This is a genomic window from Caminibacter pacificus (assembly GCF_003752135.1).
In the GTDB taxonomy this organism is placed as follows: Bacteria; Campylobacterota; Campylobacteria; order Campylobacterales; family Nautiliaceae; genus Caminibacter; species Caminibacter pacificus.
Genome location: NZ_RJVK01000005.1, coordinates 34873 through 48865 on the forward strand (window position 1 = coordinate 34873; position 13993 = coordinate 48865).

General features: G+C 33.7%; 12 protein-coding genes. 4 read left to right on the forward strand and 8 right to left on the reverse strand.

The features are described 5' to 3' along the window. Nucleotides 1–17 precede the first annotated feature (17 nt). From gyrB to EDC58_RS08735, 4 genes are all read left to right on the forward strand, one after another. The gene (gene gyrB, locus EDC58_RS08720) at nucleotides 18–2294 is read left to right on the forward strand and encodes a DNA topoisomerase (ATP-hydrolyzing) subunit B (RefSeq protein ID WP_123353134.1); all 2277 of its coding nucleotides are present in this window, start codon (nucleotides 18–20) and stop codon (nucleotides 2292–2294) included. A 20-nt stretch (nucleotides 2295–2314) separates the two neighbouring features. After that, entirely contained in the window at nucleotides 2315–2704 is a 390-nt protein-coding gene (gene queF, locus EDC58_RS08725; protein WP_123353268.1) for a preQ(1) synthase, read from the forward strand. A 97-nt stretch (nucleotides 2705–2801) separates the two neighbouring features. Then, nucleotides 2802–5996 (forward strand): S8 family serine peptidase, encoded by a 3195-nt coding sequence (locus EDC58_RS08730; RefSeq protein ID WP_123353135.1) that lies wholly within the window; start codon nucleotides 2802–2804, stop codon nucleotides 5994–5996. A 59-nt stretch (nucleotides 5997–6055) separates the two neighbouring features. Then, the gene (locus tag EDC58_RS08735; RefSeq protein WP_123353136.1) at nucleotides 6056–6406 is read left to right on the forward strand and encodes an exosortase/archaeosortase family protein; all 351 of its coding nucleotides are present in this window, start codon (nucleotides 6056–6058) and stop codon (nucleotides 6404–6406) included. Here EDC58_RS08735 and EDC58_RS08740 read toward each other — a convergent pair. The 8 genes from EDC58_RS08740 to EDC58_RS08775 are packed head-to-tail and all read right to left on the reverse strand — an operon-like array spanning nucleotide 6384 to nucleotide 13976. Continuing rightward, the gene (locus EDC58_RS08740) at nucleotides 6384–7571 is read right to left on the reverse strand and encodes a type II secretion system F family protein (protein WP_123353137.1); all 1188 of its coding nucleotides are present in this window, start codon (nucleotides 7569–7571) and stop codon (nucleotides 6384–6386) included. The two genes, EDC58_RS08735 and EDC58_RS08740, sit on opposite strands and share 23 nt — an antisense overlap. 1 nt (nucleotide 7572) lies before the next feature. After that, complete coding sequence (locus EDC58_RS08745) at nucleotides 7573–9078, reverse strand: GspE/PulE family protein (RefSeq protein WP_123353138.1); 1506 nt, start codon at nucleotides 9076–9078, stop codon at nucleotides 7573–7575. Further along, complete coding sequence (locus EDC58_RS08750; protein WP_123353139.1) at nucleotides 9065–10858, reverse strand: secretin N-terminal domain-containing protein; 1794 nt, start codon at nucleotides 10856–10858, stop codon at nucleotides 9065–9067. Before EDC58_RS08750 ends, EDC58_RS08745 begins: the two co-directional genes overlap by 14 nt. Next, entirely contained in the window at nucleotides 10845–11567 is a 723-nt protein-coding gene (locus EDC58_RS08755; protein WP_123353140.1) for a PDZ domain-containing protein, read from the reverse strand. The genes EDC58_RS08750 and EDC58_RS08755 overlap by 14 nt, the downstream gene beginning before the upstream one ends. Further along, the gene (locus EDC58_RS08760; RefSeq protein ID WP_123353141.1) at nucleotides 11554–12018 is read right to left on the reverse strand and encodes a hypothetical protein; all 465 of its coding nucleotides are present in this window, start codon (nucleotides 12016–12018) and stop codon (nucleotides 11554–11556) included. The genes EDC58_RS08755 and EDC58_RS08760 overlap by 14 nt, the downstream gene beginning before the upstream one ends. Further along, the gene (locus EDC58_RS08765) at nucleotides 12015–12362 is read right to left on the reverse strand and encodes a hypothetical protein (RefSeq protein ID WP_123353142.1); all 348 of its coding nucleotides are present in this window, start codon (nucleotides 12360–12362) and stop codon (nucleotides 12015–12017) included. The genes EDC58_RS08760 and EDC58_RS08765 overlap by 4 nt, the downstream gene beginning before the upstream one ends. Then, nucleotides 12359–13210 carry a hypothetical protein gene (locus tag EDC58_RS08770; RefSeq protein WP_123353143.1) on the reverse strand — a complete coding sequence of 284 codons (852 nt, stop codon included), beginning with the start codon at nucleotides 13208–13210 and terminating at the stop codon, nucleotides 12359–12361. Before EDC58_RS08770 ends, EDC58_RS08765 begins: the two co-directional genes overlap by 4 nt. Continuing rightward, complete coding sequence (locus tag EDC58_RS08775) at nucleotides 13188–13976, reverse strand: hypothetical protein (RefSeq protein ID WP_123353144.1); 789 nt, start codon at nucleotides 13974–13976, stop codon at nucleotides 13188–13190. Before EDC58_RS08775 ends, EDC58_RS08770 begins: the two co-directional genes overlap by 23 nt. Between the last annotated feature and the right edge of the window lie 17 nt (nucleotides 13977–13993).

Sequence of the window (13993 nt, forward strand, 5' to 3'; positions counted from 1 at the left end):
ATTTCAAAAGGATATTAATGGCTAATTACGGTGCAGAAAATATTAAGGTTCTAAAAGGACTTGAAGCTGTTAGAAAAAGACCCGGTATGTATATCGGAGATACCGGAGTTAAAGGGCTTCATCATTTAATTTACGAAGTAGTGGATAACTCGATAGATGAAGCGATGGCGGGATATGCCAATAAAATCAAAGTAACCGTAAAAAAAGACGGAAGCGTCGTAATCGAAGATAACGGAAGGGGAATTCCGGTAGACATTCATCCCGAAGAAAAAATTCCTGCCGCGACGGTAGTTTTGACGGTACTTCACGCAGGTGGAAAATTTGATAATAAAACTTATAAAGTATCAGGCGGTCTTCACGGAGTAGGGGTTTCTGTAGTAAACGCACTTTCTAAAAAGCTTATTATGACAATCAAAAGAGACGGTAAAATCTATCGTCAAGAGTTCGAAAGAGGAAAACCTGTAACGGACCTTGAAGTAATCGGAGAAACAAGAGCGACGGGTACTACTATTCAATTTTGGCCTGATGATGAGATTTTCGAAACGACCGAATTCAAAAGCGATATTTTAAGAAAAAGATTAAAAGAATTAGCCTATTTAAATCCGAATATTACAATCTATTTTGAAAACGAAAACGACGGGGTAAAAGAAAAATACCACTTTGAAGGCGGTATTAAGGATTTCGTTAAAACTTTAACGAATAAAGAGTGCATAACTGAAGTAATTTATTACAACGAACATTATAGCGACGAAGAAAAATCTCTTGATGTGGAAGTGGCTCTTTGCTATGACACGGGATATGATGAAAAAGTATTGAGCTTTGTTAATAACATCAGAACTCCTGAGGGAGGTACTCACGAAAGCGGTTTTAAAGCCGGGCTTAGTAAAGCTATTATCAATTACATCAACAAAAATATGAAACTAAAAGAAAATATCAAAATTACGGGCGATGACGTAAAAGAGGGACTTGATGCGATTGTCAGCGTAAAAATGAGCGAGCCTCAATTCGAAGGGCAAACAAAAGGTAAGCTTGGAAGCTCTTATGTAAAACCTATCGTTCAAAAAGTAACGTATGAGTATCTAACAAGATATTTCGAAGAAAATCCTAATACTGCAAAAACTATTGCGGAAAAAGCTATAGCGGCTGCAAAAAGTAGAATTGCCGCAAAAAGAGCAAGAGATTTGACAAGAAAACAAGCGAAAGTGGGAGTAGGTACGCTTCCCGGAAAACTTGCCGATTGTCAAACCAAAAATGCGGACGAAGCGGAACTTTATTTGGTTGAGGGTGATAGTGCGGGAGGTAGTGCGAAACAAGGAAGAGACAGATACTTCCAAGCTATTTTGCCTCTTAGAGGAAAAATTTTAAATACTCAAAAAAGTAGTGATGCAAAAGCTCTTAGCAGCGAAGAGATAAAAAACATAATCACGGCTCTTGGTACGGGAATAGGGGCCGATTTTGACGCGGATAAGGTAAGATATAAAAAAATCATTATTATGACCGACGCGGACGTTGACGGAAGCCATATTCAAACGCTTATTATGACGTTTTTCTTTAATCACTTAAGAGAGCTTATCGAAAGAGGGTATTTGTATATAGCCCAGCCTCCGCTTTATAGATACAAAAAAGGAAAAGTCGAAAAATATCTAAAAGACGACAAAGAACTAAATGAATTTTTAATAGAGCAGGGGATTAATTCTATCGAGATAGAAGGAGTAGGTAAGCCGGAATTAAAGGAGCTTTTAAAAAATGCGGCTTATTATAAATTATTGCTTGAAAAATTGACAAAAAGATTCAATATTCCTGAAGTTATCAGATTTTTAATCGAAAACGGAAACTTAGACGAGCTTGAAGAGCATTTGAAAAAATTCGGATTTAGTATTATCTCCAAACACGACAATCACTATTACATTCAAACAAATAGAGGGCTTGAAGAGATTACTATTGATGAAAAACTGTTAAATCACCCTCTATTTTTGGAAGCGAAAAAAGTGTATGAAAAACTAAAAGAGTATAAAGACTTGGTAAAAGGCGATTATTTAGAGCTTCTTGATGAGGTTATCAATAAAGCGAGAAAGGGAGCTCATATCCAAAGATACAAAGGTCTTGGGGAGATGAACCCGGATCAGTTATGGGATACTACAATGGACCCGGAAAACAGAGTGCTTATTCAAGTAACGCTTGAAGATGCCGAAAATGCGGCAAAACATTTCGAATTGTTTATGGGAAGTGACGTAGGACCAAGAAGAGAATATATTCAAGCAAATGCAAAAGAAGTCGAAAATATCGATGTATAACGGAGCTGAGAATGAATGAATTGAGATACGGGGAAAAAGAGATAGTTGAATTCGACCCTGAAAAAATGGAAATATGGCCGAATAAAAATAAAAAAAATTACAAAATAAAAATTACTTTGCCTGAATTTATGTGTAAGTGTCCGCGCTCGGGATATCCCGACTTTGCGACCGTTTACCTTGAATATATTCCCGATGAGTGGGTTGTGGAGCTAAAAGCTCTAAAACTTTACATCAACTCTTTTATGAACAGATATATCTCTCATGAAGACAGTGCAAACGAGATTTTCGATACTTTATATAATAAGCTGAAACCTAAATGGATGAAAATCGTTATGGATTTCAACCCCAGAGGTAACGTTCATACGGTAATAGAAATCGACTCTGATACCATAAGTAAAACTACAGAATAATTCTTCATCTTTTTTTTCACTTTTATTTTTTCTTTGTCACTATTTATGATAAAATTTTTTGATTGGGGATAATTTTAAAAATAAAAAGGGGAAAGGTATGAAAAAAATAACGGGTATGTCGGTTGTTGCCTCTAGTTTATTGTTTGCACTTCAGTTTTCAAGTGTAAATATTATAAAGCAAAATGATGAAAATATAATTAAAAAAATAACTCCTACTACTATTTTTCAAACAAAAAAACTTAGTTTTCAAGATATTAAACCTGCTTTTGAAAATGTAAATTATGATAAAAGCACTATTATCGTCGAATTTAGAAATAAAAATATTTCTTTGATTGGCAGCGAACTTAAATCGTTAGGCGTTAAAGTTAAATTTTTAAATTCTATAAACAAACACTCTTCTACGGCTTTTGGAATTTTAAAGTTAAATAGTACACAAAATGTTTTTAAAGTAATGAAAGAACTAAAAAGAAATCCTTTAGTAAAAGCGGTTTCTTTAAACTACGCAAGAAAACCTCAAGCGACTCCTAACGATCCTATGTTTACGAGTCAGTGGCATTTAGACGGAGCCGATAATAACGCAATTGATATTAACGTTCAAAACGTTTGGGATAAAAGTACCGGAAGTAGTGATGTAGTTGTGGCGATTTTCGATACGGGATTATCTCTTCAACACGAAGATTTAAAAGATAATATTTGGGTTAACGAACAAGAACTTAACGGAGACCCAGGAGTTGATGACGACGGCAACGGATACGTCGATGACGTATACGGGTATGATTTTGCGTATGACTTAGACGGAAACAATGCACCTTTAACCGGAGATATAGATTCTCACGGAACTCACGTTGCCGGAATTGTTGGTGCTGTCGGAGATAACGGAGTAGGTATTAGCGGTGTTAATTGGAATGTAAAGATTTTGTCTTTAAAAGTTTTCAGACCGAATTTGGGAGCGTATGACAGCGATATTTTAGAAGCGATAGATTATGTTTTGAAAATGAAAGACAATGGTGTAAATATCGTAGCTATCAACGCTTCTTACGGAGGATTCGGAGGAGATGCCGATAACTCTCCTATGAAAGATGCGATTGCTTCTCTTGGAGATAAAGGAATAGTATTTTTTGCGGCCGCAGGAAATAGCGGAGTGGATAACGACGCTCTTTATTACGATTTGCCGGCACTTCCTGCAAGTTATAACGTGGATAATTTAGTAGCCGTTGCAGCGACAGACGAAAATCAGCAATTGACTTATTTTTCTCAATACGGTAAAAAAACGGTTCAAGTTGGGGCTCCTGGAATTAATATCTTAAGTACGACCGATTTTATAGACGGAAATGATACTGGAAATCAAGATTTTGACGACGGATTTGAAAACGGGCTTGGCAATTGGACCGTAGATAGCGGGGATTGGAATACTACGGATTCGAAAGCTCATGAGGGGACTTATTCTCTTACGGATTCTCCAGGAGGAAATTACGACGATAGCGCAGGTGTAAAAGTTATTTATTCCGGAAATATAGATTTAAGTTCTGAAAAAGGAAATCCTATCGCGCTTGATTTTTGTATGAATAACGATTTGGCGGCGGGTGATTATTTGCTTGTAGGGTTTTATGATAAAAATAGCGGTGAAGTAAATGTTGTTTATTATACTACCGGTTCTACTAACGGGGATTGGAAATGTGTAGGTATTCCTATTCCTGAATATTATAAAACGGATGAATTTAAAATCGTATACGGGTTATCTACGAACGGAGACGGTAATAACGGAGACGGCGTATATATCGATGACGTTAGGATAGGTGATTTTAATAATACCAACACTTACGAAGCGTGGGCAGGTACCTCTATGGCGACGCCTGTAGTTACGGGTACTTATGCACTTCTTAGTTCTTTAAACAACGAAGATATGATTTCTAAGATTTCAAGAGTTATCGGTGATGGCGATAGAGTGGATTTACCTATTATGGGTACGGTTGATGATGTGGAAAATATCGTAAACGGACCTACACCGCCATTTATTTACGGAACTAAAAAAGTAATGAGCGTTACCGGAGATACTGCTACGATAAAAGTTGCAAATGCGGGTAGCGAGCCTAAAGTTTGGCTTGGAGATACTGAAGCTGAAGTTACTAATGTGGACGGGGAAAACATAACTTTCAAAGTGCCTGTAGATTCTCAAAGGGAAGTTATCGTTCAAAACGGAGATGTAAATTCTTCAAACACTTTATATATTTCTAAATGGCAAATGATTGCGAATATGCCGAATCAGCACGCTTATGGTGGAGTTGCTGGATTATATGACGGAAAAATTTACGTTGCCGGAGGAGGAGATTTTCTTTATACGGGAGATTATACGAAAATTGACGTTTATGACCCAAGCAATGATAGTTGGGATAGTATAACTCCTTCTACTACCGAAGATAAATTATATAACGGCGGAGCGGTTGTTGATGGTAAAATTTATTTAATAGGCGGTATAGATTTAAACGGAGATAATGAAACCGTAAAATATTATGATATTGCAAACGATCAATGGGTAAACGGAGCAGATTTACCGCAACAAATCAGTTTCCCGAAAACTGTAGTTTTAGGAAAATATATCGGTATTATAGGTGGTTTTGATAGTAATAATAACGTTTTAAGTAATGTGTATGCTTACGATACTTCAAATGATACGGTTACTCAGCTTGCAAGTATGAACGAGCCGAGAGTTAGACCGGCTGCTTGTGAGTTCGGTGGAAAAGTATATGTATTCGGAGGATATACTACAAACGGAGAAATTTCGGATACGGCGGAAGTTTATGACCCTGATAACGACACATGGACTAATATCGCTAATCTTCCTGGAAAATGGTATTTAGGAGAATGTGTAAACGTTGATGATAAATATATCTTGTTATTCGGTGGAGTTGATGAAAACGCACAATCTATTGATGCGGTAGTTAAATATTATCCGGATGAAAACAGATACGAAGTTATGGATAACTCTCAATTTGAAAATATTGTTAATAGATTCAGTATTGCCGGTAGTCATGTTGTAACTGACGGAAGTGACGTTTATTACATAGGCGGATACAATATGTATCTATACGGAACTTATACTTCTGAAAAATTCGATACAAAAACTCTATTTGAGAATACAACTGATGATACCGGTACTAATACGGGAGATGATAATACCGGTGATGACGGAAGCAATGATGGCGGAAGCGGAGGAGGTTCCGCTCCGTTATTCGATTTTGCGACACTTCTTGCACTTCTTGGAGGAGCGCTATTAATCTTCAGAAGAAAATAATAATCTCTCTTGGGCTTTTCGCCCTCTATTTTTTATTAAACCCTCTTTTTACAAAGCTGATGATATTGATTTTAAAGCTTTTATTGCCGTTTGAAAATATAAAAAATTACTTTGTTTTGGATAACGGCTTTAAAATTTATATTTTGGATTCTTGTAACGGATTTTTGGGAATTATTATATGGTTTTTGATATTGTTGTTTTTTGATATTAAAAGATTAAAATATTACTTTTTAGGGGCTTTGTTTTTGTATTTTGTAAATCTTTTGAGAGTTGTTTTTGTTGTTTTTCTTTCGAATATAAACGCTTCTTATTTTGATTTGGCTCATAATGTATTGGGGAGAATTTTATATGTGGTTTGTTTTTTGTGTGCTCTTTGGTATGTAAAAACTACCTCATCACATTCATACTGAATATCGGTAAAAGCATTGATATTACGATAAATCCTATAACTCCGCCCACTATCAAAATCATAATCGGTTCTAATAAAGAGAGCAGTATCGAAACTTTTGAGTGGTATTCTTGAAGATATATTTCTTTTAGATTTTGCATAATGTTTTTGCTTTCACCCGTTTCTTCTATCAAAGCTATCGCTTCAATAAAACTTATATCGGGAAAATTTTGTTTTTTAAGGGAAGTTGATAGTTTTTTACCTTCCAAAACTTCATTTAGGGCTTTTTGAAATTTCTCTTTTAATATTTCGTTATCTATCGTTTTCGAGGCTAAATTGACCGCATTCATAAAATGGATTCCTGAATTTGTCAGAGTATACGTTAGCGATGAAAATCTGCCTAAATTTTTTGAGATGGATAATCTTTTTAAAAGAGGAGTTTTAAGAATTAAAGAGTCGATTATTTTTCTAAAAAACAATACTTTTTTATATGCAAACGAAAAGGCTAAAAGAGCGATAATAAAACCTACGGATAGTAAAATGTAATTATTTTGCAAAAAATGAGAAATTGAGATTGTTATTTTCGTAACGTTAGGCAAATTTTGGTTGAGATTTTGGAATATTTTTATTATTTTAGGCACTACCGTATTCATCATAACTATTACGAGTATGAGGCTTATTATGATTATAAAGCTCGGATAGATTAAAGCTTGGGTCGATTTTGAGTTTATTTTATCTTCTTCTTGTAAAAATTTTGCGTTTTCAATAAGTATCAAATCCAAATTGGAGCTGTTTTGGGCTATTTGTATAGAGTGAATGATATATGGAGGTAGTTTTATGATTTTTTGGTTTTTAATCGCTTCACTTAACGTTTTTCCTTCTTTTATCTCATCTTCGATAAAAGATAGGAATTTTTGTAGTTTCTGATTTTGAGTTTGATTTTTTGCAAGATTAATCGCTTTTTTTAGAGGAATGGAAGCTTTTAAGTATAAGCCTATAACGTTTAAAATTTTAGCAAGCTCGCTTTTTTTTACGCTGCCAAAAGAGATATTAAAGCCTCTTTTTTGTTTGATATCTATAATTGCGATATTGCTTAGTTTTTGTTTGGCTTCTTGAATATCGGAAGCTTCTATTATGCCTTTTACTTTTTTACCCTCTTTATTAAATCCTACGTATTTAAACTTCAACTCAGTCCTTTAATCCTACTCTAATCGCTTCTTTTAAAGAGGTCGTGCCGTTTAGTACTTCTTCGAAAATCGCTTCTTTTAAAGTTTTCATTCCGTGTTTTATCATAGCGCTTTTGAGCTCTATATCGTTTGTGCCTTTTGCTATCATCTCTTTTATTTCATCATTCATTATAAAAAGCTCTCCTACCGCTTTTCTTCCGACATATCCTGTAAAATTACACTTAGCGCAGCCGTTTGGTTTATAGATTTTTGAAATTTCGTATTTTTGCAAAAGAGGCTCTTTTTTAACGATTTTTTCAATTTCTTCCAAGCTGTCTTCCGTTTTGCAATCGCAAAGTTTTCTAACGAGTCTTTGAGATAAAATACCTATCAGGCTTGATGAAATTAAAAAAGGCTCAATCCCTATATCCATAAGTCTCGTAATCGTAGCGGCTGCGTTATTGGTATGCAAAGTAGATAGCATCAGATGTCCGGTAAGTGCCGCTTGGATGGCTATTGTGGCCGTTTCTTTATCTCTTATTTCACCTACCATTATGATATCGGGGTCTTGGCGCAGAATACTTCTTAAGGCTTTTGCAAAAGTTAGTCCCACTTTGTTATTTACTTGAATTTGGTTGATATTGTCCGCTTTGTATTCTACAGGGTCTTCTACGGTTATAATATTTTTTTCCGGTGTCGAGATTGTCTGTAAGAAGCTATGAAGGGTGGTCGATTTTCCGCTTCCGGTAGGTCCCGTAACCAAAATCATTCCGTATGAATGCTCCAAAAGCTCTTTAAAACCTTGTGTTATTTCTTCGTTAAAGCCGAGCTCTTTTAGACTCGGAATATCCTCACTCTCCATCAAAATCCTCATAACGGCTTTTTCGCCGAAATAGGTAGGAATGATAGAGACCCTGATATCGGTCGTTTTATTTGCTATTTTTATCTGACATCTTCCGTCTTGGGGGACTCTTTTTTCCGAAATATCCAAGTTAGAAATAACTTTTATTCTGTTAATTACAAGTTCTGTCAGTTTTTTTTGGATTTTTGCCTGAGTTATAAGCACGCCGTCTATTCTGAATCTGATAAGTCCGAAAAGTTCGTGTGTTTCTATGTGTATGTCGCTCGCTCTTTTTTTGATGGCTTGAAAAAACATAGAGTTTACGAATTTTATAACAGGAGCTGAGTTTTCAGAGTTTAGAATATCAACACTCTCTTTTACGAAATCTTCAAGTGAGAGTTCTTCTTCTATCACTTCATCGATATTGTCTTCAAGGTCTTTTTTTGTTTTTACTTCTAAATATTGATTCAAAAGCCTATTAAAAGACTCTTCGTCAGTCATAATTATTTCAAAAGGAATGGAGAGTTTATTGTAGTAGTTTAGTGCATCTACATAGTCGTTTTCTTTTGTTACGAAAACTTTTTTATCTTCTAAGAGTGCGGGAAGAAGAGAAAATTTAATTCCCTCTTCCAAATTAAAATTCTCAAGCTCTATCGCTTTTGGGTTTATATTTTTAACGCTCTTCATAATCATATCCGTTTGCCGGGTCGTAAGTTATTTGTTTTTTTGGCTTTTTGATTGTTATTTTGTGTTTTTTGATGTACTCTTTTACGAATTTTTTCTCAAGTGCGTTTAGTTTTGATAGTGTCATTCTAAGCTTATCCAAATCGCTGCTTTTTTTGATGATATAAGGTGTTAGGATAATTGCAAGGGTCGTTTTGTCGTTGTTTACCTCTTTGTGTCTGAAAATAGCTCCGATAATCGGAATATCTCCAAGAAGCGGTACTTTTTTTATAGTGATGTCTTTGTTGTCTTTTACAAGTCCTCCGATAATTATGCTTTGGCCGTTGTTTACGATTGTAGTCGTTTTGATTTCTCTTTTGGAAGTGGTAGGAAGCCCTACGACGGAGCCCGGGAGTATATCTTCGATAACGGATTCGACTTTTAAAGATACTTTGTTATCGCTGTCGATTCTCGGGGTGATTTTTAAAGTAAGACCGATATCTTGTCTTGTATAGCTCTCGCTCGTAACTGTGGAAGTGGTTTTTCCGGTAAGTACCGATACCGTTTTTCCTACGTAAATGGTTGATGGTGTGTTGTTTATACATAAAATCGAAGGTTCGCTAAGTTTTTTAGCCGCACCTAAAGTTTCCAATAAATCAAGAGTGGCCCCAAGAGCAATACCTTGTTTTAGTGTCGGAATTGCAAGCCCTAAATCCGCTACGTTAAATGCGACGGCAGGACCTCCCAAATTCGCACTTAGAGTATATAATCCGTTTTCTCCGCTACCTGCGTAAATTCCGAATTTGGCTCCTATTTGAGAAGCTTTAGAGTTACTGATTTCTAAGATTTTAGCTTTAACGTAAACTTGTTGTTTTGGTATGTCAAGTGCGCTTATTACCATTTTTAGCATCTGTATCTGTTTTAAATCACCTACGATAATAAGAGAATTGGTCTCTTTTGCCGCCGTAATGGATGGCGGATTTTTTTTGAATTTTACTTTTATTATGTTTTGAAGTACTTTTGCCACGTTCGTGACGTCCGAATTTTTTAGAGTGATTACTTGAGTTATTTGGTTTGTAGGTTTAGGTCTGATGTCTAAGTTTTTTGCGATTGAGTAGAGTTTGTTTACGACTCTTTTTTCACCTACGATAATTAAGGTATTGGAATTTTCGTCGGCTATGATTTTGTATTGGTAGATTTTGTTATCGAATATTCCGTTTGCTATATCTTTGATTTTGCCGTAAATATTGGCGGCGTCGGTATATTTTAAGTGAATGAATTTGACGTCTTTTGCTTTTTGGTTGTCTATTTTTGCGATAATTTCTTTTATAAGTTTTATGTTTTTAGGATAGTCTGTTACGATTAAGAGGTTTTTTGGGATATTCAGGACTATTTTTCCGTATCTGCTTACCAAATAATTTACAAGAGTATAAGCGTCTCTTGCCGAGATGTTATGAAGAGGAATAATAGCCGTTTGTATTTCGTAAAATTTAGAATTTAGAGGAGGCGCTTCTTTTATAGCTTCGGAACTTCTTACCACTTTTAGGACGTTTCCGTCTTTGATAATCGTATATCCTTTGCTTTTTAATACGCTAAGCAAAATATCATAAACTTCGCTTTCGCTAACGGGTTTGACCGATACGAAATTGACCTTCCCGACAAGCGGTTGGGTTATGAGGATGTTTTTATCAGTTATTTTGGCAACCATTCTTATGAAGTCGTTGATATCCAAATTTTGAAAATTAAGATTGACTTTTGCAAACGTCAATACGAAAATCAGTGGTAAGAGTTTAATCAATTTCATAGTGTAATACCTTTATTTGATAGTTTCTTTTAATAGTCAAATCGATTTGATTAAAATTATCAATAGAATTATAAGCCCTCCAAGCATCAGCGTCGCTTTTTAGAGGAATATCGTTTATTTCGAGTATATAATCGCCTTTTTTCAATCCTAATTTATCGAAAATGCTTTTAGGTTTTACGTATGTGACCAAATATCCGTTTTTTGTTTTTATTATACCTATTTCTTTCCACACTTTAGCGAGGTTTCTTTTGTAGTTTTCAAGAGTCTCTTTTTTAATAGTTTTTACATCCGGGACGTTGTAAATTTTAGGGGTTTTTATTTTTTTGAATGTTAAGATGTATTTTTTGGAGTTTTTTTCGAAAACGGCCGAATTTTGGTTGATTTTTACGAGTTTGTAGCCGTTAATGGATTTGTTTAAATCCACAAAATAAGTTTTTTTGTTTTTTTCAAGCACTACAAATCCTCTGCCGTCGTTTTGATATACGGCTTTTAGCGTGAAATTTTGCAAAGTATCGTATCTATTTGTTACTATTTGAGGTTTTGTTTTTGAAAATATTCTTCTTAAGTCTATATCGAAATATAAAAACTCTTTTTTTATATTTACGAAAATTTTAGGAGCGTGAGGCAAAAATATCTCAACTACACTCCATAAAAAAAGAGCACCGACAAGACCTAAAACGAATAATAAAATATTTTTAATAGCGCTCATCTAAAACATATCCTTTTTCAGTTTTTTTGAGAAATCCTCTGATTGATGAAGGAGGATTTTTAAAGGTTATATGGATTTTTCTCTCTTTTAAATTTATAAAACCGTTTAAGTTGTCTCCGAAAATAAAAGCTTTTATAGGATAAAACGGAGTAAAAATTATTTTTATGTTTTTAAGAGTTAAATTTATCGATTTTACGTTTAAGTCGTAAATGTCGGCTTGGTTGTATAAAATAAAAGGAAAAATTTTCACTTTTTTTATATCGGCCGAATCTATTGAGGCATAAAAAATCTTTACGTTTTGTAAATTTAGAGAAATCGGGGTTTGTTTTGTTTGAGCCTCAATATTTATTTGCGGGATTAATTCCTGGATTTTATAAAAAATGGCTTTTTTAGGCATAAAAATTACAGCCCCGATATAAAACCCCAAAAGAAAAATTAAAATCTTTTTCATTTTTCAATCTCCAAAACCGCTTTTAGGGTTTTGTTTTTTTCTATGTTTAGTGAGATGATTTTGGAATTTTTAAGTACTCTATTTATTTCTCTAAGTTTATAAGAATTTAGGTTATCGCACGTTAGGGTTATTTTTCCGTCGTTTTGATTTGCTTTGCAGTATCTCGGGATTATAGGTTTGAATCTTGTTTTTAGATACTCTATCTCTTTTGCTGTTTTTATGATTTTTGTCGAATATTGGTATTCTTCTTTTAGTTGGTTTAGGGTTTTTAGGTACTCTTTAAATAAAAAAGCTGTTATCAAAACCGCCAAAATCCCAAGTAAAATCACTACTCTTTTATTCATTTCATACTCGCTTTATAAATTCCGTTTTGGTATGAGGAATTTAAAATCTCAAATCTTTTTTTAAAGTAACCGTCTAAATTTTTCGAAGTTTTGATTACCACTTCATACGTTTTATCAAACGATAGTTTTTTGAAAAAATCCCCTTTATTAAGAGGTGTTTTTGTTACGAATTCCAAATCTTTTTTTATTTTTACCTGTTTTTGATATTCGGTTTTTAGGTTTTGAAGAATTGAATTTAGCTCAAAAGATGTTTTTGGTAATTTGTATTCGCTTAAAATTTTATCTTTTTGGTTTTGTATGGAGGTTAGCTCTTTTTTTAGCGAAAAGATTTTTAAAATAATAGCCGAATTTAAAAGTATAAATATCAAAACCGAAGATATCAGTATCGATTTGTCTATTTCGAGGCGGTTTATGAGATTAAATTTTTTGTTTGAGAGTTTTATTTCTTTTAGAATTTCTTCCGCACTTTTGCAATTTCCGCTTTGAGGAAAACAAAAAAGCAAATCGTCAATTTTTCTAATCGAATGGTTTTGGTCTATTTTTACGCACTCATAATCAAAAAATTCCACTTGTGCTATTCTTATCGAATTTATGAATTTTTGAGGGATATTTAATTTGAGGTCTTTTTCAAAAGCGAGTGCGTAAAATTTTCCGTTTAGCTCTATCGCATCGAAGATATATTTTTTTTCGTCGAGTTTGAATTGGGTTTTTGCTATTTTTTTGGCGTCTTTTAGGGATTTTATCGGAATATCTATTTTTTTTATCCAATAAAATTCGGGCGAGAGGATAACATTTACGGGTTCTTTTATCTCTTCTTTGAAAAATTTAGTATATAGGATCGACCTCAACTCTTAAAACCTTTTTATTTTTTATATCGTAAATTATATTTATCTTTTGTTTGGAATGATAAGCATAATCTATTCCTATTTCGACGTAGAAATTTTTTGCTTTCTCAAAAGATATTATATTAAAATCGGTTTCGTTTTTTTCATTGAGAGTAATTATATCCTTTTGCGGATTATAAAGTTGCGAAATATAGAAATTAAAGTATTTTTTCCAAGGTACTTTTTTTACATTTTTATCAAGGGTCTGTTTTTGATAGTAGTTTAGTAGTTCTGAAAATTGTTTTTTGGTGTAAATTTTTCCGTTTTGAAAAAAAGGATTTTCGTTTATTATTTCGCTGTATGCGCTTCTTTCGATTTTATCTTTATCTATCGTATCCAAAATCAAATCTTTTAAATAAATAGGGTCTTTAATATCGTATTTTAAAGCCAAAAAATCGATTAATTTATCTATGTTTTTGTCTATTTTTTTGTTTTTGTAATAGTCGTTGATGTTTATCGTAGAAATAGCCGATATGGAAATAACACCTCTAAATTCGCCGTTTTTTGAAGTTATAGGAAATTCTCCCAAGATTTTATTTAAATCTTCGGATGAGTTGATATCCAAATTTTTCAAGGTATTTAGAGTATCGCTAATTATTACGCTGTTTTGAGAGATAAAAGTGTAATCTTTTGAGGTTATTTTTTGGTAGTTTTTTATTATCATACCGATAATTACAAAAGCGGCCGTTAAAAATATAAGTGTTAAAAAAAGAGCTATTGATTTTCTCATAAATACCTTTTTTGATA

Excerpts from the sequence above, each read along its gene's own strand:
- EDC58_RS08775 (WP_123353144.1), bottom strand. The coding sequence starts at position 13,976 with ATGAGAAAATCAATAGCTCTTTTTTTAACACTTATATTTTTAACGGCC.
- EDC58_RS08745 (WP_123353138.1), bottom strand. The coding sequence starts at position 9,078 with ATGAAGAGCGTTAAAAATATAAACCCAAAAGCGATAGAGCTTGAGAAT.
- EDC58_RS08755 (WP_123353140.1), bottom strand. The coding sequence starts at position 11,567 with ATGAGCGCTATTAAAAATATTTTATTATTCGTTTTAGGTCTTGTCGGT.
- EDC58_RS08730 (WP_123353135.1), top strand. The coding sequence starts at position 2,802 with ATGAAAAAAATAACGGGTATGTCGGTTGTTGCCTCTAGTTTATTGTTT.
- gyrB (WP_123353134.1), top strand. The coding sequence starts at position 18 with ATGGCTAATTACGGTGCAGAAAATATTAAGGTTCTAAAAGGACTTGAA.
- EDC58_RS08760 (WP_123353141.1), bottom strand. The coding sequence starts at position 12,018 with ATGAAAAAGATTTTAATTTTTCTTTTGGGGTTTTATATCGGGGCTGTA.
- EDC58_RS08735 (WP_123353136.1), top strand. The coding sequence starts at position 6,056 with ATGATATTGATTTTAAAGCTTTTATTGCCGTTTGAAAATATAAAAAAT.
- EDC58_RS08750 (WP_123353139.1), bottom strand. The coding sequence starts at position 10,858 with ATGAAATTGATTAAACTCTTACCACTGATTTTCGTATTGACGTTTGCA.
- EDC58_RS08765 (WP_123353142.1), bottom strand. The coding sequence starts at position 12,362 with ATGAATAAAAGAGTAGTGATTTTACTTGGGATTTTGGCGGTTTTGATA.